Annotated in this window: 30 protein-coding genes; 15 read left to right on the top strand and 15 right to left on the bottom strand. The window is 70.1% G+C overall.

Features of this window, described 5'->3' with window-relative positions; all coding sequences use genetic code 11:
• The first annotated feature begins 30 nt into the window (after positions 1-30).
• From C7S10_RS08505 to C7S10_RS08465, 9 genes are all read left to right on the top strand, one after another.
• A complete protein-coding gene (locus C7S10_RS08505) occupies positions 31-2,220 on the top strand; it encodes an MMPL family transporter (protein ID WP_108343937.1) in 2,190 nt (729 codons plus the stop codon).
• A 50-nt stretch (positions 2,221-2,270) separates the two neighbouring features.
• Positions 2,271-2,468: a hypothetical protein gene (locus tag C7S10_RS22745; RefSeq protein WP_108343936.1), complete on the top strand. Its 198-nt coding sequence runs from the start codon at positions 2,271-2,273 to the stop codon at positions 2,466-2,468.
• 80 nt (positions 2,469-2,548) lie between these two features.
• Positions 2,549-2,752 (top strand): YgaP family membrane protein, encoded by a 204-nt coding sequence (locus C7S10_RS08495; RefSeq protein ID WP_108343935.1) that lies wholly within the window; start codon positions 2,549-2,551, stop codon positions 2,750-2,752.
• A gap of 76 nt (positions 2,753-2,828) precedes the next feature.
• Positions 2,829-3,965, top strand: coding sequence for an ArsO family NAD(P)H-dependent flavin-containing monooxygenase (locus C7S10_RS08490; RefSeq protein ID WP_243395272.1), 1,137 nt, complete (start codon positions 2,829-2,831; stop codon positions 3,963-3,965).
• An 84-nt stretch (positions 3,966-4,049) separates the two neighbouring features.
• Positions 4,050-4,769 (top strand): arsenate reductase/protein-tyrosine-phosphatase family protein, encoded by a 720-nt coding sequence (locus C7S10_RS08485; RefSeq protein WP_108343934.1) that lies wholly within the window; start codon positions 4,050-4,052, stop codon positions 4,767-4,769.
• Between the two features lie 8 nt (positions 4,770-4,777).
• Entirely contained in the window at positions 4,778-5,479 is a 702-nt protein-coding gene (locus C7S10_RS08480; RefSeq protein ID WP_243395271.1) for an arsenate reductase ArsC, read from the top strand.
• On the top strand, positions 5,476-6,255 hold the full coding sequence (locus C7S10_RS08475; protein WP_243395270.1) for an MIP/aquaporin family protein: 780 nt from the start codon (positions 5,476-5,478) through the stop codon (positions 6,253-6,255). Before C7S10_RS08480 ends, C7S10_RS08475 begins: the two co-directional genes overlap by 4 nt.
• Positions 6,252-6,716: an arsenate-mycothiol transferase ArsC gene (locus C7S10_RS08470; protein WP_108343931.1), complete on the top strand. Its 465-nt coding sequence runs from the start codon at positions 6,252-6,254 to the stop codon at positions 6,714-6,716. The genes C7S10_RS08475 and C7S10_RS08470 overlap by 4 nt, the downstream gene beginning before the upstream one ends.
• 37 nt (positions 6,717-6,753) lie before the next feature.
• On the top strand, positions 6,754-7,575 hold the full coding sequence (locus C7S10_RS08465; protein ID WP_108344064.1) for a sulfite exporter TauE/SafE family protein: 822 nt from the start codon (positions 6,754-6,756) through the stop codon (positions 7,573-7,575).
• 54 nt (positions 7,576-7,629) lie between these two features.
• Here the strand turns inward: C7S10_RS08465 and C7S10_RS08460 are convergent, their stop codons facing one another.
• Positions 7,630-8,160, bottom strand: coding sequence for a DinB family protein (locus C7S10_RS08460; RefSeq protein WP_108344063.1), 531 nt, complete (start codon positions 8,158-8,160; stop codon positions 7,630-7,632).
• 145 nt (positions 8,161-8,305) lie between these two features.
• Between C7S10_RS08460 and C7S10_RS08455 the strand changes: the two genes are divergently transcribed.
• On the top strand, positions 8,306-8,605 hold the full coding sequence (locus C7S10_RS08455) for a DF family (seleno)protein (RefSeq protein WP_108343930.1): 300 nt from the start codon (positions 8,306-8,308) through the stop codon (positions 8,603-8,605).
• A 252-nt stretch (positions 8,606-8,857) separates the two neighbouring features.
• Here the strand turns inward: C7S10_RS08455 and C7S10_RS08450 are convergent, their stop codons facing one another.
• From C7S10_RS08450 to C7S10_RS08435, 4 genes are all read right to left on the bottom strand, one after another.
• Positions 8,858-9,193, bottom strand: a complete 336-nt coding sequence (locus tag C7S10_RS08450; protein WP_108343929.1) for a YnfA family protein — start codon at positions 9,191-9,193, stop codon at positions 8,858-8,860.
• A gap of 80 nt (positions 9,194-9,273) precedes the next feature.
• Positions 9,274-9,594, bottom strand: coding sequence for a hypothetical protein (locus tag C7S10_RS08445; RefSeq protein ID WP_207769287.1), 321 nt, complete (start codon positions 9,592-9,594; stop codon positions 9,274-9,276).
• Complete coding sequence (locus C7S10_RS08440; protein ID WP_243395269.1) at positions 9,591-10,118, bottom strand: MerR family transcriptional regulator; 528 nt, start codon at positions 10,116-10,118, stop codon at positions 9,591-9,593. The genes C7S10_RS08445 and C7S10_RS08440 overlap by 4 nt, the downstream gene beginning before the upstream one ends.
• The gene (locus tag C7S10_RS08435; protein ID WP_108343928.1) at positions 10,115-10,489 is read right to left on the bottom strand and encodes a hypothetical protein; all 375 of its coding nucleotides are present in this window, start codon (positions 10,487-10,489) and stop codon (positions 10,115-10,117) included. The genes C7S10_RS08440 and C7S10_RS08435 overlap by 4 nt, the downstream gene beginning before the upstream one ends.
• A 191-nt stretch (positions 10,490-10,680) precedes the next feature.
• Between C7S10_RS08435 and C7S10_RS08430 the strand changes: the two genes are divergently transcribed.
• From C7S10_RS08430 to C7S10_RS08410, 5 genes are all read left to right on the top strand, one after another.
• A complete protein-coding gene (locus tag C7S10_RS08430) occupies positions 10,681-10,959 on the top strand; it encodes an SHOCT domain-containing protein (RefSeq protein ID WP_108344061.1) in 279 nt (92 codons plus the stop codon).
• 136 nt (positions 10,960-11,095) lie between these two features.
• The gene (locus C7S10_RS08425; protein WP_207769286.1) at positions 11,096-11,527 is read left to right on the top strand and encodes an ArsR/SmtB family transcription factor; all 432 of its coding nucleotides are present in this window, start codon (positions 11,096-11,098) and stop codon (positions 11,525-11,527) included.
• A complete protein-coding gene (locus tag C7S10_RS08420) occupies positions 11,524-13,494 on the top strand; it encodes a heavy metal translocating P-type ATPase (protein WP_108343927.1) in 1,971 nt (656 codons plus the stop codon). Before C7S10_RS08425 ends, C7S10_RS08420 begins: the two co-directional genes overlap by 4 nt.
• Entirely contained in the window at positions 13,491-14,024 is a 534-nt protein-coding gene (gene lspA, locus C7S10_RS08415) for a signal peptidase II (RefSeq protein ID WP_243395268.1), read from the top strand. The genes C7S10_RS08420 and lspA overlap by 4 nt, the downstream gene beginning before the upstream one ends.
• Before the next feature lie 168 nt (positions 14,025-14,192).
• On the top strand, positions 14,193-14,783 hold the full coding sequence (locus C7S10_RS08410) for a cadmium resistance transporter (protein ID WP_108343925.1): 591 nt from the start codon (positions 14,193-14,195) through the stop codon (positions 14,781-14,783).
• 245 nt (positions 14,784-15,028) lie between these two features.
• On the opposite strand, the gene C7S10_RS08405 is transcribed toward C7S10_RS08410, so the two are convergent.
• The 10 genes from C7S10_RS08405 to C7S10_RS08360 all read right to left on the bottom strand — a co-directional run bounded on the left by C7S10_RS08405 (position 15,029) and on the right by C7S10_RS08360 (position 22,461).
• Positions 15,029-16,642, bottom strand: coding sequence for an ABC transporter permease (locus tag C7S10_RS08405; RefSeq protein WP_207769285.1), 1,614 nt, complete (start codon positions 16,640-16,642; stop codon positions 15,029-15,031).
• 7 nt (positions 16,643-16,649) lie between these two features.
• On the bottom strand, positions 16,650-17,297 hold the full coding sequence (locus C7S10_RS08400; protein WP_243395267.1) for an ATP-binding cassette domain-containing protein: 648 nt from the start codon (positions 17,295-17,297) through the stop codon (positions 16,650-16,652).
• A gap of 73 nt (positions 17,298-17,370) precedes the next feature.
• Positions 17,371-17,619: a DUF2933 domain-containing protein gene (locus C7S10_RS08395; RefSeq protein ID WP_207769284.1), complete on the bottom strand. Its 249-nt coding sequence runs from the start codon at positions 17,617-17,619 to the stop codon at positions 17,371-17,373.
• Positions 17,620-17,675: 56 nt separating this feature from the next.
• Positions 17,676-18,053: a metal-sensitive transcriptional regulator gene (locus C7S10_RS08390; protein WP_108343923.1), complete on the bottom strand. Its 378-nt coding sequence runs from the start codon at positions 18,051-18,053 to the stop codon at positions 17,676-17,678.
• A gap of 140 nt (positions 18,054-18,193) precedes the next feature.
• Complete coding sequence (locus C7S10_RS08385; protein WP_279303161.1) at positions 18,194-18,946, bottom strand: SCO family protein; 753 nt, start codon at positions 18,944-18,946, stop codon at positions 18,194-18,196.
• Complete coding sequence (locus C7S10_RS08380) at positions 18,943-19,734, bottom strand: cytochrome c biogenesis CcdA family protein (protein ID WP_108344057.1); 792 nt, start codon at positions 19,732-19,734, stop codon at positions 18,943-18,945. Before C7S10_RS08380 ends, C7S10_RS08385 begins: the two co-directional genes overlap by 4 nt.
• Before the next feature lie 44 nt (positions 19,735-19,778).
• Positions 19,779-20,462 carry a TlpA family protein disulfide reductase gene (locus C7S10_RS08375; protein WP_108343922.1) on the bottom strand — a complete coding sequence of 228 codons (684 nt, stop codon included), beginning with the start codon at positions 20,460-20,462 and terminating at the stop codon, positions 19,779-19,781.
• Complete coding sequence (locus C7S10_RS08370) at positions 20,459-21,019, bottom strand: hypothetical protein (RefSeq protein WP_108343921.1); 561 nt, start codon at positions 21,017-21,019, stop codon at positions 20,459-20,461. Before C7S10_RS08370 ends, C7S10_RS08375 begins: the two co-directional genes overlap by 4 nt.
• A 150-nt stretch (positions 21,020-21,169) precedes the next feature.
• Positions 21,170-21,811, bottom strand: coding sequence for a DUF305 domain-containing protein (locus C7S10_RS08365; RefSeq protein ID WP_108343920.1), 642 nt, complete (start codon positions 21,809-21,811; stop codon positions 21,170-21,172).
• 122 nt (positions 21,812-21,933) lie between these two features.
• Positions 21,934-22,461 (bottom strand): hypothetical protein, encoded by a 528-nt coding sequence (locus C7S10_RS08360; RefSeq protein WP_108343919.1) that lies wholly within the window; start codon positions 22,459-22,461, stop codon positions 21,934-21,936.
• Positions 22,462-22,468: the final 7 nt, after the last annotated feature.

The following is a 22,468-nucleotide window of genomic DNA, read 5'->3' as shown; positions in this document are numbered from 1 at the left end:
GCACCCCCGACACAGAAACGAGTTCCGCTCATGACGTCGACGGCCACCCGCCGCCACGCCCACACCCCGCCCCACGGCCCCTCCCATGCGGACCCGTACGGCATCGGCTACCGCCCCGGCCCGCTCGGCCGTCTCGGCCTGTGGGTCACCCACCACCGCAAGGCCACCGCCCTCGTGTGGCTGCTCCTCGTCATCGGCCTCGGCGCCTTCGCCCCCAAGGTCGAAGCCAACCTCTCCGGCGCCGGGTGGCAGGCCGACGGCTCCGAGTCCGTCGCCGTACGCGAGCTCGCCACCAAGTCCTTCGGCGGCAACGCCAGCTCCGCCATCCAGGTCGTCATCCACTCAACCGACGGGCCCGTCACCAAGGGCACCGGCGCTGACGTCATCGACGAAGCCACCCGCATCCTCGAGGCCGAACCCCGCATCGCCGACGTCATCGCCCCCCAGCCCGGCGCCACGCTGAGCCAGGACGATCAGACAGCCGTGCTCCTTGCCGGAGCCGGTGCGGACCCGAACGAGATGGTCCGCGTCGCCGACGACCTCAAGGGCGAGCTCAAGGCCCTCGCCGGTGACGGTGTCGAGGTCAACCCGACCGGTGCCTCGCTGCTGTGGTCGGACTTCAACGAAGCCAACCTCGACGCCATGCTGAAGTCCGAGATGTTCTCGTGGCCGGTCACGCTGGCCATCCTTGTGCTCGCGTTCGGTGCCCTCGTCGCCGCCGGGCTGCCGCTCATCCTGACCCTGGCCGGCCTGGTTGCTTCTGCCGGTTCGCTGGTGCTGATCAACGAGCTCATCCCGGTGTCCATCTGGGCGATGAACTTCGCCATGATGTTCGCCCTCGCGCTCGGCATCGACTACGCGCTGTTCCTCGTCGTCCGGTTCCGGGCCGCCCGCATGGGCCACCACGAAACCCCACGCCAGGCCATCGCGGAGACCATGGACACCGCCGGCAAGGCCGTCCTCCTCTCCGGCGCCACCGTCCTCGTCTCCCTGACCGCCGTCATGCTCGTGCCCTCACCCGCATTCCGGTCCATGGCCGGCGGCATCATGCTCGCCGTCGTCTTCGTCCTCCTGGCCACCCTCACGCTGCTGCCGCCCGTGCTGTTCAAGCTCGACGGCCGCATCAACAAGGGCGCACTGAAGTGGGTCCACACCGGTGAGCACCGCTCCGCGAAGTTCGCCGCCTGGGGTGAGCGCCTCTGGAAGCGCCCCATCGTGTTCGGCCTCGCGTCCCTCGTCGTGCTCCTCGCGCTCGCCGCACCCGTCCTGGGCCTGAAGACCGCCATGCCGTCCATCCAGGTCCTCCCCGACGACGCCAGCGCCCGCATCGGCTACAACCAAGTCAAGGACGCCTTCGGCGACGGAGCCCCCGGCACCCTCCAGGTCATCACCGACGCCGCCGACGCCGACGCCACCGCCAAGGCCCTCGCCAGCGACCCCGGCATCGCCGGCGCCATGCCCGCCCAGCCGGCCGCCGACGCCAGCGACCGAGTGCTCATCCAGGCCGTCCCCACCGTCGACCCGTCCTACCCCGAGCTCGCCAACACCGTCGACCGGCTCCGCGCCGACCTGCCCGACTCCGCCCTCGTCGGCGGGGCCGCGGTCGAGAACCTCGACCTCAAGACCCAGCTCGACGACTCCACCCCGCTCGTCATCGGCGTCGTCCTCGCCCTCGGGTTCCTGCTCCTCCTCATCGCGTTGCAGGCCCCCCTCATCTCCCTGCTCGGCACGCTCGCCAGCCTGCTCTCGACCGCCGCCGCGTTCGGCGTCGCGCGCCTCGTCTTCCAGGAAGGCGTCGGCGCCGACCTCATGGGCTTCGAGCATCAAGGCTTCCTCGACGCCTGGGCGCCGGTGTTCTTCTTCGCGATGATCTTCGCCATCGCCATGGACTACACCGTCTTCCTCCTCGCGTCCGCCAAGGAGCACTACGAGAAGTCCGGGGACCCCAGGGAGGCCATGGTCGGCTCGCTGGCCCACTCCGGGCGCGTCATCTTCGCCGCCGGCGCCGTCATGGTCGCGGTGTTCTTCACCTTCGCGCTCTCCGGACCGCTGCCCCCGAAGGAAATGGGCATCGTCCTCGGCGTCGCTGTTCTCCTCGACGCGTTCCTCGTCCGCCTCGTCCTGCTTCCCGTGATGCTCCGCCTCACCGGCAACGCAGCCTGGTGGGCCCCCCGCTGGCTCACCCGAGTCCTGCCCAACATCACCTTCTCCCACGGCTGACCCACCCCGCCCACCACCCACCAACTGCTCGACCAGAACGGAGTCACACCATGTGCCGACCGACCACCTGCAAGACCTGCCGCAAGACCACTTGGGCCGGATGCGGCCAACACATCGCCGACGTGAAGGCGACGGTCCCCAGCAACCAGTGGTGCAACGGGCAGCACACCGCCGCCGAGAAGGCTGCGGCCAACGCTGACAAAGCCGGAAGCAGTAGTGGCTTCCTCTCGCGGCTCTTCGGCCGCTGACCCCTGACCGGGTGGGGAACGCACACCCCCGGCGTTGCGTTTCCCCACCCACCCCTCACCCCGAACGGACAAGCGCACCCATGAACCTCGACCGCGCCGTGCTCGCCCTCGCTGGCACCATGACCCTCATCAGCGCCCTTCTCGCGGCCGTCGTGTCGCCGTGGTGGCTCCTCCTCACCGGCTTCGTCGGCGCCAACCTCCTCCAGTCCTCCGTCACCGGCATCTGTCCTGCCGCCGCGGTGTTCCGCCGCATCGGGGTCGACGCAGGTTGCGCGTTTCGCTGAGACCCGCCTGACTGGGCGCAGCCAACTGCATCTCAGCAGTGTGATGTCGTAGCCGTAAACCAGGAAGGAGTAGCCGGTGAGCGACGAGCAAGCGGCCCCAGTCCCCTCTAGGTACTCCGAAGCAAGGCAGGAGCTCGACGTCGACGTCGTGGTCATCGGCGGAGGCCAGGCTGGTCTGGCTACCGCGTTCTACCTGAGGCGTGCCGGGCTCGTTCCCGGCAGCGAGCTCGTCGTCCTGGACGCGGCAGACCGACCGGGCGGGGCGTGGCGACGCATGTGGGACGGGTTGCGGCTGTTCTCACCGGCCGGGTACTCGTCGTTGCCGGGCTGGATGATGCCGCCCTGGGACGACGCGACCCGAGGATTCCCGCCGCGCGACCACGTGGTGGAGTACCTGACGCGCTACGAGGAGCGGTACGACCTGAAGGTGTCGCGGCCGTATCGGGTCGAGTCGGTGTGTCGGGTCGACGACGACCCAGGCGGTCCACTTCTCGTTGAAGCTGACGGGCTCGCCCTATCGGCTCGTGCGGTCGTTTCGGCGACGGGAACGTGGGACAGGCCGTTCTGGCCGACGTACCCCGGGATGCGCGCTTTCAGGGGACGGCAGCTGCATGCGAGCGGCTATCGGGCCCCTGGGGAGTTCGCCGGGCAGCGAGTCGTCGTCGTGGGCGGCGGGAACTCCGCGGCGCAGATCCTCGCGGAGGTCTCAACGGTTGCTGAGACGACGTGGGTCACGACCCGGCCGCCCCGCTTCCTGCCCGATGACGTCGATGGTCGGGTCCTGTTTGCTACCGCACGGGCTCGCATCGAGGCGCTCGAGCAGGGCCGCGAACACGCTGGCGTGGCCGGGCTGGGTGACATCGTGATGGTCGCCAGCGTGAAGGACGCCCGGGAGCGCGGTGTCCTGCACGCGCAGCCGAAGTTCACCCGGCTCACCGCCGACGGAGTCGCTTGGGCCGACGGCACAACGCTGGCGTGCGATGCCGTCATCTGGTGCACCGGTTTCCGGCCCGCGCTGCGTCACCTGCGCCCGCTGGGACTTCGCACCCGTGGCGGTCACATCCCCGTGGGAGGCGCTTCCAGTACACAGTCGCTCGAGGAGCCGCGGCTGCACCTGGTCGGTTACGGGGATTGGACCGGTCCGGCGTCGGCGACGCTGGCGGGGGTCGGACCTTCTGCCCGGGCCGTCGCACGCGAGCTCACCGGCCGGTAGTCCTCCAGTTTCGGACTTGGACTTGCGCGCGCAGATTCGGTCAGCCAAGATTGACTCAACAACAGTTGAGCGACAGGACGGGTGATGGACTTCGACCTACGTCTGGCGGGCTTGTCCGCCCTGGCCGATCCGGCTCGTCTGCGCATCGTCGACCTTCTCGGCGAGGGTGACGCTTCCCCCGGCGAGCTGCGCGCTCAGCTCCACCTGCCATCGAACCTCCTGGCCCACCACCTCAAGGTCCTGGAGGAGGCTGGCATCGTGTCTCGCCACCGGTCGCATGCGGACAAGCGGCGCACGTACCTTCGGCTGCACCGAGACGGTCTCGACGGTTTGCTGCCCGCGGCGGTCCCAGCTCAGGGCGGAACGGCACAGCGGGTGGTGTTCGTGTGCACGGCGAACTCGGCACGCTCCCAGCTCGCCGCAGCGCTGTGGCAGCAGTCCAGCGCCATCCCGGTCGCTTCGGGCGGAACCCACCCCGGCACCGCCATCGCGCCCGGCGCCATCGCGGCGGCTCGGCGGCACGGACTGAAGCTCGTCCAGGAACGACCCCAGTCCTTGGAGGGCCTGCTGCGTGATGGCGACTACGTCGTCACCGTGTGCGACGCGGCGCACGAGGAGCTCGGCCCGACCGACCCAGATGAGAGCACTGGGCCTCGCCTCGCGGGGATCAGTCACTGGTCGGTGCCTGACCCGGTCGCGGCCGGGACCGGCACGGCGTTCGATGCCGCCTACGAAGACATCGCCGGTCGCGTCGCCGACCTTGCCCCCCGCCTCGCCCCTCAGACCAGCGCCACCGCCTCGTAGGAGACCCCATGACCACGGAACAGCACCCCGCACCGGGCTCCAACCGGATGGAGAAGCCGGACTGGCTCACGCTCGACCAGCAGCTCGCCGTGAGGACGGCCGCGAACCGCCTGGGCGAGGAGTTCAAGGGCATCTACGGTCCCGAGACCATCGGCCGGTTCATCGAGTCGTCGTTCGACCAGTTCGCGGACCGGGCGTCGGTGACCCGGTTCTTGCCGCTGCTCGCCGAGCGGTGGGCCCGCCAGCGCCTCCACGCGCTGGCGAAGGTTGAGGGGCTGGCACACACGGGCGCCCCGACCGTGCTGTTCCTCTGCACGCACAACGCCGGACGCTCGCAGATGGCGCTCGGGTTCTTCAACCACCACGCCGGCGAGAACGCCATCGCTTGGTCCGGCGGCTCCGAGCCGGGCATCGAGGTGAACCCCGCCGCCGTCGAGGCGATGGCCGAGCGCGGCATCGACATCACCTCCGAGTTCCCCAAGCCGTGGACCGACGAGGTCGTCCGCGCCGCCGACGTCGTGATTTCGATGGGCTGCGGCGACGCCTGCCCGGTGTTTCCCGGCAAGCGTTACGAGGACTGGGACATCGCCGACCCGGCCGGCGAGACGCTCGTCGATGTCCGGCCCATCCGCGACGAGGTCGAACGCCGGGTCCTGACCCTGATGTCCGAGCTCGGCCTCACCCCCGTACAGACCGGAGACCGCGCGTGAGTAGTGCGCCCCTGCCCGTTCCCATGCACCGCCGGCTGGTCGCCGAGTTCCTCGGCACCGCCGTGCTGGTCGCGGTCGTCGTCGGATCCGGCATCGCCGCCGAGCAGCTCTCCCCGAACGACGTCGGCCTCCAGCTGCTGGAGAACTCGACCGCGACCGTCTTCGGGCTCACCATCCTGATCCTGCTGTTCGGCCCCGTCTCCGGGGCCCACTTCAACCCCGTCGTGTCTGCCGCCGACTGGCTCCTCGGCCGCAAGGCCGGCACCGGCCTCACCGGCGGGGACGTCGGTGCCTACGCGATCGCGCAGACCCTGGGCGCCATCGTCGGCGCGGTGCTGGCGAACGTCATGTTCGACATCGACATCGCCGAGCTGTCCGGCAAGGACCGCACCGGCTCGAACCTGCTCGTCGCCGAGGTCGTCGCCACCGCGGGCTTGGTCGCGCTCATCTTCGCGCTCGCCCGCACCGGCCGCGGCGCCCTGGCAGCACCGGCGGTCGGCGCCTACATCGGCGCGGCCTACTGGTTCACCTCGTCCACCTCCTTCGCGAACCCGGCCGTCACGGTCGGCCGAATGTTCTCCGACACGTTCGCCGGCATCGACCCCTCCTCCGTACCCGGGTTCATCGCCGCCCAGGTCGTCGGCGGCCTCCTCGGCCTCGCGCTGGTCCGCTACCTGTTCCCCGACATCGCCTCGGTCGCCGACGACGTCGTCGTCCCCCACGCCACCACCCACCCGTCCCCTCCCGAAACAGCCGACACCAGGAGCACCCGATGAGCACCGCCACCCCCACGACCCCAGAGACCACCACCGACGTGCCTCAGGTCGTGTTCGCTTGCATCCGCAACGGTGGCCGCTCGGTCATCTCCCGCGTGCTGACCGAGCACTACGCCGGCGGACGCGTCGTCGCGCTGTCGGCCGGCACCCAACCCGGCGAGCACATCCACCCTGAGGTCGCGGACGCGCTGCAGAAGCTCGGCCTGGACACGTCGGCCGAGGTGCCGACCAAGCTCACCCGCGAGACCATCGAGGCGTCCGTCATGGCCATCACCCTCGGCTGCGGCGAGGAGTGCCCCTACGTGCCCGGCGTGAAGTACGTCGACTGGCCCGTCGCCGACCCGGGCGGCCAGGACCAGGAGACGGTGCGCGGCATCATCGCCGACGTCGACAGCCGCGTCCGGACGCTCCTCGTCGAGCTCGTCCCGGACATCGAGCTGCCGCCCTCGGTCCTCGCCTGAGGCACGCTGGGGTCTCGCCCGGCCTAGAGTGCCGGTCGTGACCGACGTCCACGCTCCCGGTCCGGCATCGCGGTCATGGTCGAGGTCGACCCCGGTGGCCTTCGCCGGCGGTGCCCTGGTCGGGCTGCTCGGCGGCCTGGTCGGCCTGGGCGGAGCGGAGTTCCGGCTGCCACTCCTGCTCGGCGTGTTCGGGTTCGCCGCGCTGTCCGCGGTCATCGTCAACAAGGCGATGAGCCTGGTCGTGGTCGTGGCCGCCATCCCGTCGCGGCTCACCGCCGTCCCCCTCGCCGAGGTAGCGGCCGAGTGGCCCGCGGTCGTGAACCTGCTCGCTGGCAGCCTGGTGGGCGCGTGGGTTGGCGCGTCCTGGGCGACCCGGATGGCCACGGCGACCCTCTACCGCGTGCTGGCCGTGCTGCTGGTCCTCATCGCCCTCGTCTTCACCGCCGAGCGGGTCGGGACCCTGCCGACCGCCAACCTCCCGATCGGCGTGCAACTGGTGGGTGGCGTCGTCCTCGGGTTCGGCATCGGGCTGGTGGCGGCGTTGATGGGCGTCGCCGGCGGCGAGCTCCTCATCCCGACGTTCGTCCTGCTGTACGCCACCGACACCAAGCTCGCCGGGTCGTTGTCGCTGCTCGTCTCGCTCCCGACGATGCTGGTGGCCTTCCTGCGCTACAGCCGCCACCAGGCGTTCAGCGTGCTCGGGGAGAACCAGCGCTTCGTCGTCGTCATGGCTGCCGGGTCGGTGACGGGGTCCGTCCTGGGCGGCCTTCTGCTGGGCGTCGTGCCCGAGGCGGTGCTGGTCCCGATGCTCGCGGCCCTTCTGCTGTTCTCGGCCGTGAAGGTCTGGCGTCACGCCTGACGCACCCGCTCCACCTGTCCAGGTCCTTCCCCTGCCAGTGAGGAGAGGCAAGCTCTACTCGATCGTGAGCTGCGCGCGGTGGAAGTCGTAGTGCAGAGTCGCGTAGCGGTAGACCTGCTCGAGCTTCATCGTCTCCTGGAAGAACGGGTCCCAGTCGACAGGGAAGTGCATCCCACGGGCCAGCGCCGCGTCGGACTCGGCATCCAGGCGTTGATGAAGCCGGTCGATGGTGCGGTCGAGCTGCCGGGTCAGCCGGGGACCGTGGAACACCAGGGCGCCGCCGACAGCACCCGCGTAGTTGACGTGATGGAAGGGCCGCGTGCCCGCGTTCAAGACGGCGGCGAACGTGCGGCTGAGCGGTTCCGGCAACCGCCCGAGAAGTCGCACCAGCGGAAGCAGCCGACGGACGAGCAGGTACCCGAACGCCATGTGCCACAGCATCTGACCGTTCGTCCACCGAGTTCCGTTCGTGCGTCGGCGCAGGTCGTCCACGGTGGCGCGAGAGACGAGCTGGTGCAGGTCGGTGCGCACCCGCTCCAGCTCGGCATGGATGCTCGCCCGGTCCTGCGGCTCCTGCGTGCCCATGAGGCAGTCTCTCGCGTGAGGGCGCGTCGAGAGCGGGAGCCACGCGCTCTCGTCGGCGTGGGGTGTCGACATGAACACGAGGTGGCACAGTAGAACTGCGAGACACACCGCGGGTCGTCTCGACGAGTCGCCCGAGGAGGACCACGTGCAGGTCGAGCTGTTGTACTTCGACGGATGCCCGAGCTGGCAGGTCGCCGACCAGCGCCTCCTCGAGGCGCTCGCTCTCGCGGGCCGAGGTGAGGTCCCCGTGCACCGACGGCGCGTTGAGACGCCCGAGGAGGCTGACGAGCTGGGGTTCATCGGCTCACCGAGCATCCGCGTCGACGGACGGGACCCGTTCGCCGTGGGTGGCGAACAGGTGGGACTGTCGTGCCGGATGTACCCCACGGCAGCTGGCCTGAGGGGCTCACCAGAGGTCGAGCAGCTCGTCGAGGCGTTGTCGTGAAGAAGGGTCTGCTGGCCGTGCTCGGGGCGTACGTCGCGGTGGCCGCAGGTTCGCGCGTTGCCGAGGCGCTGGGTGCGCGGTGCTGCGGATGCCCAAGGGGCTGCTGGTGTCGTCGTCCGGGCTTGAGCCTGTTCCGTTGGGTGTTCCCGTGGCGTCACAAGCTCGCAGAGCCCGAAACCCGAGGTGAGGTCGAGTACGGCGCCGCTGGCAGCCGCCGGTAGATCCGGCGCTGCCTTGGGTCCTGCGAACCGGTCAGGCGGGTCGGGGCGCGTACATGATGACCGCGACGCCAACCAAGCACACGAGCGCTCCGACGACGTCGTAGCGGTCGGGTCGGAAGCCGTCCACTACCATCCCCCACGCGAGGGAACCGGCGACGAACACGCCGCCGTAGGCGGCGAGGATGCGACCGAAGTTCGCGTCGGGCTGGAGCGTGGCGACGAAGCCGTACAGGCCGAGTGCGATGACGCCCGCGCCGACCCACACCCAGCCGCGGTGTTCGCGGACGCCCTGCCACACGAGCCAGGCGCCGCCGATTTCGGCGACGGCTGCGAGGGCGAACAGGAGCAGAGACTTGGCGACGGTCATGCGTGCAGTCTCCCAACCAGGCTGCGGCCTCGTGGCGACGGCCGCGCTGTGGCCGAGCCTGGAGCTCTTCGAGCTAGAGGTCAGGTGCCGTCAGCGGCGCGCGTCGGTCCGAGCTCGACGAGCTCAGGGCCGCTGGCGGTTGGGTCGGCTGGCGCGCAGGACATGCGGCGCGCGCGTGCACGGCGGGTGAGCACGGCGGCGACGGCGAGGAGGCCAACGACGAGGGCGAACACGACGCCAGCGAACGCGAGGGTGACCGCTGTCGCGGCGAAGCCGGCCACGCCAAGAAATCCGACGATGGGGGCTGCGCAGCACACGGCACATGCGGCTGCTGCGCCGCCGATGAGGTGACGGTTGCCGGGCCGGTCGCCTGTGGTGTCGGCCTCGGGCGTCTCGGTCATCGCGGCATCCTCGAGCTCGTCGGGGTGTTCGTCGCGGGTGCGTGCTGGCTGTCGGGGTGGAGGGTGATGGCCTCGAACGGGATGGGGCAGCACTGCGATGACGCGCACGCCAGGAGGTCGTCGCAGCCGGCGTCGAGTGCGGCGGTGAGGTTTTCGCGGATGGCGGTGAGGTCGGCGATGCGTTCCTCGACCTCGACGAGCTTGACGTTCGCGCGTTGCTGGAGTCCGGCGTCGATACGCCGTCCGTGGCGGTGGCGGCCGAGCTCGAGCAGGTCGGAGATCTCGTCGAGGGTGAATCCGAGGCGTTGGGCGGCCTTGATGACCCTGAGGACGGTGACGGTCTCGGGTGGGTAGAGCCGGTGTCCTCCCGGGCTGCGGTCGGGGGCGGCGAGGAGACCGCGGCGCTCGTAGTAGCGCAGCGTCTCGATGTTGAGGCCGGCGGCGGCTGCGACCTGGCCGCGGCGCATCCCTGCCGCGTCGGCGACCGCTCCCCCGGCTTCCTGGGCGGCGATGAGGCCGCTCATGATGCTGCGGCCAAGGCGGCGCGGGCGCGGTCGAGAAGCGCGGTGAGTACGTCTGCGTGTGCGGGCGGGACGTCGATGTCGAGGCTCACGTGGCCCGGTTGGGGCTCGCTGATGGTGAAGGTGAAGAACGAGCAGCAGGCGGTCTCGGCTTCGGAGAGCCGACGGGCGCGGTGCGCGAGCTCATGGTCGCCGGTCAACACCAGGTGCGCGTGAGTGTCGCTGGACTGGTCGATCGAGCGCAGCGACGTGGTGAACAGGTCGTCGAACTCAGCGACGCGTAGGGGCCGATCGGCGGTCGGGAGGGTGCATGCCTCGACGTCGGCCCATGCCAACCGGGTGCCGGGGGCGTCGCCGCTGGTGTCTTGGTCCATGAGCCCACGGTAAGCCTGTACCCGGGTACAAGATGCAAGGCCTTGGTTGAGGGTCGTCCAGCGTGTGCCGGTTCGCTGCCGAAGTGGGGCCTTTCGACCCCACGAGCGGGACCCATCCGGCACAGGCGCAAGAGGCCCTACGCCTGATGAAGTAGCGGTGAGGCGAAAAGGCCATGAGTGAGGTGAGTGCGATGTGGGACGACTACGACAGGATGCACGACGGGTACGGCGTCGGGTGGTTTGCGCTGATCGTGTTGCTCGTGGTGCTCGTCGGCCTTGCAGTCACGCTGCTCGTGGTGATGCTGCGCAGTCCCGGACGCGTTCTTGGCCGCGGTGGTCCTGACCTGTCCCCCACCGCGCATGCCGGTTCATCGGAGGCGGCCCTCATCCTGCGGCGACGGTTCGCAGCTGGAGAAATCGACGAGGATGAGTTCCGGCGCCGCCTGGCTGCGTTGTCCGAACCCGCCTAGCTGCCCATTTCGCACTTCGGAAGCAAGCACCCCGTAGCGACCCCAGCCGGATCACGAGGACTGTGCTTCCTGTGGACCGTGTGAATCGATCGGCCTGCAGGTGACGGCTGTCCACAACGAGCGCTATCATCGGCGGATGCCGCTGACAACTGTTACCGCAGATCTGGCGTTGACGCGTGGGGCGTCCTTGTTCCATGGCCTCGCGGAGCGAAATCGGCTCGCCATCGTGCGTGAGCTCGCTGACGGTGAACGGCGCGTGGTCGACCTGACTGTGGCGCTGGGGATGCCTCAGGGCACCGTGTCGGGGCACTTGGCCTGCCTGCGTGATTGCGGCCTGGTCCGCGGGCGCGCCGAGGGCAGGCAGATGTTCTACTCCATCGCCCATCCGGAGCTGATGGAGTTGCTGAGTGCGGCCGAGCAGCTCCTTGCCCTGACCGGCGAGGCGGTGGAGATCTGCCCGAACTACGGCATCACGAGCTCCATGCGCGCCGCGCCACCCTCCGAGGGCGTCGAAGTCACGCCCACCTCGACGACCTCGACGACCACGACGAAGGAAGAAGCACCGTGACTGATGCGTGCGGCTGCGGCCGCGACGAGCCCGAAACCGAGTCCGGCGAGTCCGAGGAGCATGAGCCTGAGCGGCTCTGGGAGGTCAGCGAGCTGCGGTTCGCCGCGGCCTCTGGTGTGTTCCTGGTCGCCGGGTTCATCGCTGGGCTGAACGACGCTGCTGGGTCCGTCGTCGTCGGCTTGAACGCGGTCGCACTGGTGTTGGGTGCGTGGACGTTCGTGCCGAACACGCTGCGGCGGCTGGGCAAGGGCAAGATCGGCGTCGGCACGCTGATGACGATTGCCGCCGTCGGTGCGGTCGTCTTGGGCGAGGTCGCGGAGGCCGCGACGTTGGCGTTCCTGTACTCCATCAGTGAGGGCTTGGAGGAGTACGCCGTGGCTCGCACGCGGCGTGGTCTCCGCGCGCTGCTGTCCCTGGTTCCAGCCGAGGCAACGGTGCTGCGTGACGGAGCTCAGGTCACGGTGGCGCCTGAAGAGCTGGCGGTCAGGGACGTGCTCCTGGTCCGCCCCGGCGAGCGCGTCGCGACCGACGGCGTCATCCGTTCCGGTCGTACGGCGTTGGACGTCTCGGCTCTCACCGGGGAATCCGTCCCGGTCGAGGCCGGGCCCGGCGACACTGTCTACGCCGGTTCCATCAACGGCACCGGTGTCCTCGAGGTCGAGGTCACCACCACCGCCGAGGACAACTCCCTGGCTCGCATCGTGAACATCGTCGAGGCCGAGCAGTCCCGCAAGGGCGACGCGCAGCGGCTGGCCGACCGCATCGCCAAGCCGCTGGTGCCCGGCATCATGGTCCTGGCCGCTGTCATCGCGGTCACGGGCAGCCTGCTGGGCGACCCGGCTACGTGGGTCGAGCGAGCCCTGGTCGTCCTGGTCGCCGCTTCCCCGTGTGCGCTCGCCATCTCCGTCCCGGTCACGGTGGTCGCTGCCATCGGTGCCAGTAGCCGGATCGGCGCGCTGGTCAAGGGTGGCGCCGCGTTGGAGGCGCTCGGGCGGATCCGGGCCGTTGCTTTGGACAAGACGGGCACCCTGACTCGCAATGAACCGGCGGTGGTCGAGGTGGCCACTGCGGCAGGGCAGACGCGTGAGCACGTCCTCGACATCGCGGCCGCCTTGGAGGCGCGCAGCGAGCACCCGTTGGCTCGCGCCATCTTGGCCGCGGTCGCGGACCATCGCGACGCCGTCGGGGTCGAGGCGGTGACGGGTGCGGGGCTGACCGGAACCGTTGACGGGCGGCCGGCTCGGCTTGGTCGACCTGGATGGATTTCGGCTGGCGATCTAGCCGCACCGGTGGCCCAGATGCAGGAGTCCGGCGCCACCGCGGTGCTGATCGAGTATGACGGGGTCGTCATCGGGGCAGTGGCGGTTCGTGATGACCTGCGTGCCGAGGCGGCAGAGGTGGTCGCCCGGCTACAGGCCGGCGGCTACCAGGTGGCGATGCTGACCGGCGACAACGAGCGGACTGCCGCCGCGCTGGCCGCCCGGGCCGGTATCACCGAGGTGTACGCAGACCTTCGGCCGGAGGACAAGTCGACCATCGTTCACCGGCTCCGTGAGGACCGGCCGACCGCAATGGTCGGCGACGGCGTCAACGACGCACCGGCCTTGGCCACAGCTGATGTCGGCATTGCGATGGGAGCGATGGGCAGCGACGTGGCCATCGAGACTGCTGACGTGGCCCTCATGGGTGAGGACCTGCGCCATCTGCCGCACACGTTGTCGCACGCACGGAGGGCCCGGTCCATCATGCTGCAGAACGTCGGCTTGTCGATCGCCCTCATCGCAGTCCTCATCCCGCTCGCCGCGTTCGGGGTGCTCGGGCTGGCTGCGGTGGTGCTGGTCCACGAGGTGGCGGAGATCTTCGTCATCGGCAACGGTGTGCGCGCCGGGCGGGTCCGTCCCCTTCCTCCGGCACCCGCGTCGGCAGCCATGCTTGCGGCGGAGCGCGCGGGGGTCGAGGCCCGGTGAGCCGCGACGCCGGTGGCTCGAACGGATCGAGCGGCGCTCTTGGCGCCGTTGGCGCCGTGAGGGGTACCGGGCGTCTCGCGGTCCTGCTCGTGGCGGTCGTAGGCACCGCGGCCGATCTGGCAGCCAAGGCCGTCTCCGAAGCACGCCTGCCCGGCACGTCTGTGGACTTGGGACTGCTGCAGCTCCAGCTGGCGTACAACTCGGGTGTGGCGTTCAGCCTGGGCAACCGGCTCCCGGTCGGGGTCATCGTGACCATCACCTTGGTCATCGCGTTGATCCTCACCGCTTACGCGTGGCACCAGGCTCCGCGCGCGGGGTGGGTGGAACGTGTCGCCGCCGGCGCGGTCATTGGTGGCGCTGTCGCGAACGTGGTCGACCGGGCTCGCGACGGCGTGGTCACCGACTACCTCCACACCGGCTGGTGGCCGACATTCAACCTCGCCGACACCTTCCTGGTCACCGGCTTCCTCGTGCTTGCGCTGGCGCACACTCGCACCGACCGCACCGCGGACACATCCAGGACTCTCTAGGGCGCGCCGCGAGCTCGCCGCCCCGGCACCGACCGCCCTGACCAGCCGGCCTGTGACTGCGCCAGCTCCCCGCGTGGGGACAAGCACGTGCTCGGCCGCACTCCGGCCCAGTCAGGCATCCACCCCGATCGAACCCGCGACGACGAACGTCGCACCCGAAGGAACGCCGTGAACGTGACCTCCATCCTGCAGGCGGCTGGCCTGTTCTTCGCCACCAACGTCGACGACATCATCGTGTTGTCGCTCTTCTTTGCTCGTGGCGCCGGTCGTCGAGGTACGACGACGCGCATCCTTGCCGGGCAGTACCTCGGGTTCGGTGGCATCCTGCTGGCCTCGGTAGTCGTGACCTTCGGTGCGGGTTTGTTCCTTCCAGACTCCGCCATCCCGTACTTCGGCCTCATCCCACTGCTGCTGGGCCTCTACGCGGCCTGGCGCACGTGGCGTCGCGGCGACGACGAAGATGAGGTGGCGGACAAGCCGTTGAGCGTCCTCCTCGTGGCGGCCGTCACGTTTGCGAACGGCGGGGACAACATCGGGGTGTACGTGCCGGTGTTCCTCGCCGTCGGCACCGGGGCCGTGGCGGCCTTCTGCGTCGTGTTCTTGGGGTTGGTTGTCGTTCTGGTCGCGGCGGCCAGGTTCGTGGCCACTCGCAAGCCGGTGGCAGCGGCGCTCGAGCGCTGGGAGCACATCTTGTTCCCTCTCGTCCTGATCCTGCTCGGTCTCGTCATCTTGGTCGAGGGCGGCGCCTTCGGTCTGTGAGGTCGACACGCCCAACAGCCTCACCGCGCCCGCCCAGGATGGTCGGCGCTGGTGTTCGGCGTGGACATTCGTGGTCGCAGGGCAGCGGCCTGGTGCCGCGCAGATCAGCGGCGCCGTGAGCGGGGTGCGCGACGCCTCGAACCCATGCCTCGCCCGAGAAGGTGCCCTCGCGTCTCCCCATCCCGGTGCCAACACACCGCCTCGTAGGACGGTGGGGCAGACAAGTACGCGCTTCCCGTGACGCTCTAGGTCAGGGGAAGGGGCGGCTCCAGCCGACTCTGACGCCTGCGGTGACGGCGAAGGCGCGGGCGGCCGCCCCCAGACCGGCGCGGCCGACGCGAGGTGCGGGCAAGTCGCTGCAGCAGGCCGGCGACGAGACCGGCAAGCACCGCGAGCCAGCCCAGCGCGAAGAGGAGAGAGGCGGTCTCGTCGAAGCTGCTGGTCAGGGCTGCGTCGTAGAGGACCCTGCTGGCTCCGTACCCCGGTAGCAGGTGCGCGAGGGTGGAGAGGTCGGGGTTGAGCATCGGGCTCTGCTCGATGGCGAGGTCGAGGAACGGGAGAAGGAACGCGACGAGCACGCCGCCGACGCGGCCGAAAAGCCAGCCGACCAGGACGCCGACGAGGGCGTACGTGAACGCGATGAGCAGGTTGGCCAGCACGTACGGGCCCCACTGACCGGGCTCGAAGAACAGCGCGGTGACCGTCAGCGAGGCGGCGGTGACGACGACGGCCAGCACGGCCACGACGAGGAGCCGGGACGTGAGCAGGCTGACCGGGCGGAACCCCGCGAGGGCGAGCCGTCGGTCCGCGGCGCGCGCCCCGAGAGCGGTGAACAGCCCCACGACGGCGGCCAGCGCTCCGACCGAGATCGGCGCCATCAGACCTGGATGGGTGTCGGGGAACCAGAACGTCGCGGCCACGGTCCGGCCGGCTTCGCGGACCATCATCGTCTCGTAGCCCTCGGGCGTGGTGAAGGCAGAAAGGGCGACGAACAAGCCCGGGACAGCGACCAGGAGCGCCCAGAGCACCCGGTTTCTGCCGACTTCCCGCAGGCCCATCCGGGTGCCGACCGCGAGCTGGCCGAGGGCCGAGCCCGAGCTGGTGCGGGCGCGGGTCCGCGCGGTCCGGCTGGTGGTCGCGACGACCAGCCAGCTGAGTGCGACGGCGACGAGGGTCCAGATGAGCGCCCAACCAAGGTCGCCGGGCCGGCCGGCGTGACCGGACGGCTCGTCCATCATCCACAGGCTCAGGTAGTGGGTCGGGAAGACCTTGGACACGAGGGTGTCGGCGGGCCGGAACGCGGGCCCGAAGACGACGTCGACGAGCCAGACGAACAGGACGAGCACCGTGCCGTTGACCGGGTTGGCCACCAGGGCGCCGATGAGGGCGCCGAGCGCCAGGTAGATGACCGCGAACATCACGGTGGCCGCGGCGACCCGGACGGGGTGGTCGAGCCCACCGACGCGGACCACGAGAGTCAGGTAGGACGTGGTGGCCGCCACCACCGCGAGCGCGGCTCCGGTCGTCATGCGTGCCAAGACCAGCCGTGCTGCGGGTAGTCCCGCCAGGACGAGGCGCTGGTCGGCAGCGCGGGCGGCGCGGACCTGGAAGTACATCGCGACCGCGGCAACGAACCCGGCCGTCCAGCCGGCCGTGGTCGTCTCGGCCTGAGGTCCACCCTGGCCGCCCAGGAGCTCGCCGGCATCGGTGATGACACCGCCCACGATGGCGACGAACACGACCGGGACGACGACGAGCAGGCCGAGGGTGACCCGGTTGCGGGCTGCCTCGACGAGGAAGCGACGCACCAGCAGTCCGCCACCGATGGGGACGCGAACGGAGGTGTCGACGGTGCTCATCGGGTGCTCACTCAGGCGGACGGTCGTGCGGTGGTCGGCCGTGGGTGGTGCCGTCGCGCAGCTGGACGATGCGGTCGAAGCGGTGTTCATCGACGACGAAGTGGCTGATGATGAGCACGCTGCGACCCGCGGCCCGGCGTTCGGCGACGAGGTCCCAGAACCTCAGGTAGGTGTCGAAGTCGAACCCGGCGTACGGCTCGTCGAGGAGCAGCACTTCGGGGTCGGCGAGCAGCGCCAGCCCGAGGTTGAGCTTGGACAGGGTGCCGCCGGAGAGCTGGTCGGCGCGCGTGCGGGCGTACCGGGTGAACCCGAGGGTCTCGTAGAGCCGGCGACGCGACGTGTGCTCGTCGGCCGGGTTCATCCGGTAGGCGTGCCCGAACAGCTCGAAGTGCTCATCGCACGTCAGGCGCTCGTACACGACCGGCTCCTGCGGGCAGTAGCCGAGCCGTCCGACGTGCTCCACGGTGCCTGCGTCCGGGGCGAGCTCGCCGACGAGGACCTTCATCAGCGTTGACTTCCCCGACCCGTTCTCCCCGACCAGACCGACGACCTCACCCGGGAGCAGCTCGAGGTTCGCGCCTTTGAGGACCGCCTGAGCGTGACGGGCCGGCCAGATGCCGCGCCGGTACGACTTCTCGACACCGGACGCGGTCATCAGCGGCCGACCAGCCGCCGTAGATGCGGCGTGGCCGGCGGGGCGGGGTGTGGCCTGGGCGGTCATGACGACCTCAGCGGTCCTGAGGGTGCTGGTCGTCGGAGCGGTCGTGCGACGTCGTGCTGCTGTCATTGCTGCCGCCGCCGTGCATCCCCATCATTCCGCCCATCATCACCATCATCATCAGCGGGCAGATGAGGGCGATGCCGACGAAGGCGAGGGTGCCGGCGGGGACGCCGACCCAGAGTGCGCCGACGATGGCGATGGCGGCTGCGACCGCGAACAGCCCAAGGTTCGGGCCGCGGGTCATGTTGGTGTTCATCGTTCTGCTCCTTGTCGTGGGTGGTGGACGGGTGGTTCGTGGGTGAGCGCGTGGGTTCAGAGGCGGATGACCTGCCGGATGGTGGCGGCGACTTCGTCCATCAGGGCCTGTCCGGCTCCGCTGGAGTCGCGGGCGGCTTCGAGGACGCAGTGGCGCACGTGGTCTTCGAGAAGCGCCGCGGCGACCTCTTCGGTTGCCCGGGTCACGGCGGCGAGCTGGTTGACCACGTCGGGGCACCAGCGGTCGTCGGCGACCATCTTCTGCACGCCGCGGACCTGGCCCTCGATGCGGCGCAACCGGTTCAGGTAGTTGTGCTGTCGACCGGTGTAGCCGCGGGCGGCAGGGAGGGAGCTGTCGGTGGCGGGGCGGTGGCACTCGTGCGCTCCGGCCGCAGCTTGGCGGGTTGTGTCGGGGGTGCTTTCGGTGGCATCCATGGCGGGCTCCTCGTGGGTTCTGCTCTTGTTCCATGGTGCGCGGGCATACCCCCGGGGGGTAGGGTCTTTCGGCCCCTGTGAGGCTGCCTTGCCGCGGCGGACGCGGCCTGCTCGCGCCGACTGGAGGTGAGGGGCTGAGGTCAGGGGTAGAGAAGGCGCGTCAGGTCTGCGGCGTAGTCGGGTGGGGTGGCGCCGCCGGTGTAGATGACGGTGCTGCCGTCGGGGCCGAACAGGTAGACGACGCTGGAGTGGTCCACGGCGTACCCATCGGGGTCGCCGTCGGGGTGGGTGTGCCCTTCCTCCGTCGACTGATGCTCGTGTGCGCCGGCGTCGGTTCCCTCGGGTGTCGGCGAGGACTTGCTGCTGTTGGAGGCGTACAGGGAGTCCTCTGCACGGTGTACGCGCCTGACGGGTCCGCGCAGTCCGACGATGTCGGGGTCGAACTGGTCGAGCCACCTGCGGAGAACGGGCGGGGTGTCGCGTTTGGGGTCGACGGTGACGAAGACCAGGTTGACCTTGCTCGCTGCGGAAGTGGGTAGGGACCTGCGTGCGGCGGCGAGGTCGGCCATGGTGGTCGGGCAGATGTCGTGGCAGTTGGTGAAGCCGAAGAAGATCGCCGTGGCCGTGTTCGGGGTCGGCTCGTCCATCCGGTAGGGGCTGCCGTCGGTGTCGCGGAGCGTGATGGGCGCGGGGGCGAGGGGCGGGTCGACGAGGGTGCCGTGGAAGTCGTCAGTGTCGCGGCTGGTGACAGCGTTGCCGCTCCCAGGGTTGGCTTCTCGGGAACTGCAGGCCGTGGCGGCGGTGAGGGTGAGGGCCGCGGCCAGTCCCAGCCGCGCCAGGCGACGGCGACGGGTTCGGGGGTTCGGTCGCGCACGGCTCGGCGTGGTGTTCACAGGGGGACCTGCCAGTTCGCAACCCAGCCCTGCAACTGGGCCATTAGCAGCGTCCAGGCTCCGGTGACCTGGAGGACGCCGACGATGATGAGGAGTACTCCCCCGATGCGAGTGACGGCGCGGGCATGCCGACGCGCGTAGGCGAACACGCGGAACGCGCGTTGGACGCCGAGGGCAGCGAGGAGAAACGGGATGCCGAGACCCAGGCTGTAGGCGAAGGACAGCACAGCTCCGCGGCCGGCGCCTCCCGCGGTGACGGACAGGGTGAGTACGGCGGCCAGAGTCGGCCCCATGCAGGGGGTCCAGCCGATGCCGAACATGACGCCGAGCAGGGGGGCGCCGGCGACTCCGACGCGGGGGTTGGCGTCGAGGCGGACGGTGCGGTTGAGGAACGGTACGCGGGTCAGGGCACCGGTGAAGACGACGCCGAGGACGATGGTGAGGACGCCGAGGACCTGGGTGATGGGCTCTTGGTAGGTGATGAGGAACGCGCCGGCGGTGCCGAAGAGCGCGCCGTAGCTGGTGAACACGGCGGCGAACCCGAGGACGAAGAGCAGGGTTCCGGTGACGGTGCGGCTGGGCAGCAAGCGGGGCCGTGGCCGTGTCAGCGTCAAGGTGTCGGACGTGCCCGCCGTCCGAGTCGCGGCGCCAGAGGCCGCCTGGACGGAGGCGTCTGCGCCGCTGGTTCCGGTGACGTACGCGAGGTAGCCGGGTACGAGTGGGAGGCAGCAGGGGCTGAGGAAGGACACGAGTCCGGCGGCCATCGCGATGGGGATGGCGACGAGCATGGGGCCGTAGGTGACGAGGTCGCCCGGGTTGGTGGCCAGCGGGCTCACGACGCGTCTCCTTCCGGATCGTCGGCGCCGGTCGAAGTCGAGTCGTCGTCTTCGGCGAGGAGGTCGTCGAGGACGCCCCGGAGGGTGCTTTCGTCGACGGCGCCGATGACGCGGGCTGCGACGTTGCCGTCGCGGTCGACGACAAGGCTGCTAGGGATGGCGGCGCTGGGGATGACGGACCCGAACGGCAACAGCGCCTTGCCGGCGGGGTCGAACACGCTCGGGTAGGGCACGTCGTAGTTCTTCACGAACGCCCTGGCGGAGGCGAGGCTGTCGCGCGTGTCGATACCGACGAACTGGACGCCTTGGCTGGCGGTCGCGTTGGCGATGCGGACGAGACCGGGCGTTTCGGCGCGGCACGGCCCGCACCACGAGCCCCACACGTTGATGACGACGATCTGGCCCGAGAGGTCGTCGAGGTTGAAGTCGCTGTCGTCGAGGGTGCGCCCCTCGAGCGGGGGCGCGGCGGCGCGGTCACCGGCCGGGTAGACAGTGAGGCCCGGCCCCGCGATACCGCGGTCGCTGCCACGACCGGAGGCGTCGGCGGTCCAGGGTGTCGTGCGGACCAACCACAGCCCAAGGAGCACGACGGCTACGACGAGCACCGCGACGAGGGCGATGCGGGCCGGCCGGGAGGGACGTCCCGGGGGTGAGGTCTGCGGGTGTGACGTGTCGGTCATGGCAGGGTCAGCTCGATCTGCTGGTCCGGTTCGAGCCGCAGGTCGGCGGGGTCGCCGCTCACGGGTGTGCCGTTGCTGGTCACCGTCATCTTCTCCCCGGGCTTCGCCTGGGCTCCACCGATCTGGGTGGGCGTGAGCGCGACGCCCCACTGGGTGAACAGCTGGCCGAGGGTGAACTTCTCGCCGACGGTGTCGGCTTCGATGTGGATGGTGCCGTCGCCCTCGTGGGTGTGGACCGCGGACATCGCGCCGGTGGCGGGGTCGACGCCGATGTTGAGCGCGACGGGGACCGGTTCTCCGCCGACGGTGATGGCCAGGTGGGGGTGGTAGTGCTCGGCGGTGCCCATCGGGCCGAGGTCGAGGCCGGCGGCGGCGACCCGGGCGGGAACGTCGCCGGGTGCGGGCCACGGCGGGAGGGACGTGGCGTCAGGCGTGACCTCGGCCGCATCCGAGGAGCTCGAACCGGACGAGCTGGTCGGGGCGGCGGCTTTGCTGCAGCCGGTCAGGGTGAGGGCGAGGGCTGCTGTGACGGCAACGGCCGCGAGGGGTGTCTTCATGAGGCCTTTTTCTGCATGTGGGTGTCCGAGGCGTCCGGGCGTGAGGCTGGTCGGCCCAGGGCCGGGACGCGGGATTGGGGGGAGCGGCGGTGGAATCGACGAGCGGACGCCACCAGTGAGGGTGGCGTCCGCGTCCGCGCGCGCCGCGACTCAGGAGCCGAGCAGGTCCTTCATGGTCTCGATCTCTTGCTTCTGGGCGTCGATGATCTGACCGGCGAGGTCGACGGCGTCCTTGAACTGGCCGTCGGCCTGCTCGGTCTCGGCCATCTCGATGGCGCCTTCGTGGTGCTCGACCATCATCTCGAGCCACATGTCCTGGAAGTCGGAGTCCGGAGCGTCCTCGAGCTCGTTCATCTCCTCGGCCGTCATCATGCCGGGCATGTCGTCATGGCCCATGTCGTCCATGGTGTCGGACATGTCGCCCATGTCATGACCGGAGTTGACGTGGTCGCGCATGGTCGCCGGGACGTCCTCACCCCACTTCGTGAGCCAGTCGGCCATGGTCTCGATCTCGGGGCCCTGGGCGTCGCGGATGTCCTCGGCGAGCGCCTGGACCTCGGGGTCGAGCTCTCGCTTCAGGGTCAGGTCGACCATCGAGAGTGCCTGGGCGTGGTGGGTGATCATGTCGCTGGCGAAGGCGACGTCGGCGTCGTTGTGCTCGGTGGTGCTGACCTCGGCCGTGCCGGCCGCGTCGGAGGTGTCGTCGCCGCAGGCGGTGAGGCCGGCGCCGAGGGCGAGGGTGAGCGCGAACGCGCTGAGAGCGCGCGTGCGGGTCTTGTTCTTGGCATGCATGGAGGTTCTCCGGAAGTCAGGTGGGTTGTGCGGGCAGGCAGAGGCGACACCCGGCCGGACGCTGCGGTCGAAACTCGAACTCGACGATCGAGATCAGCGGTGGCGGGTGGTCGCAGGGCCTGTCAGCACCTGATGACGGAGAACTGCCATTCGTGGGGAGGACCGGTGCCACGCACCCACTGCAACGTCCGCGCGCGTACGGCGGCCGGCATGAATGCGGCCGGCATCAGCGGCCGGAAGAGTCCCGTGGCGAGCACCGCCAGGAGCGTGAGCCCGGCTGCGGCGAGCATGACGACGCACAGCATGACCATGCCGGCCATGACGTGTCCCGAGCCAGAGTCAGAGCCGACGCCGGCTTCGTCCGTCAGCTGAGCGGCTGGCACCTCGTTGGCTTGCGACGCGTGCGGGTTGCTCGAGGTCATGGCCGTGTCGTCGGCCACCGTCATGCCCGGCATGCTCATCGCGCTCGACGCGGCCGCTGGTGCAGCGGGAGTGCCGTGGCTCGCGAGCGCGTGCATGCCGAGGATGCCGACGACCAAGGCCGCCACGAGCGCGGCCAGCCAGGAGTTGCCGGCGCCTCGCCCAGGCGTCGTCAGCGCCCGCAGGACTCGCCTGCGGGCGCTGACGGCGTTGGAAGGCTCGAGCTTCATCGTTCTC

The organism is Nocardioides currus, assembly GCF_003057875.1.
GTDB classification, from domain to species: Bacteria; Actinomycetota; Actinomycetes; order Propionibacteriales; family Nocardioidaceae; genus Nocardioides; species Nocardioides currus.
Note: the sequence above shows the minus strand (reverse complement) of the source record. Positions and strands in the feature narration are given on the sequence as shown.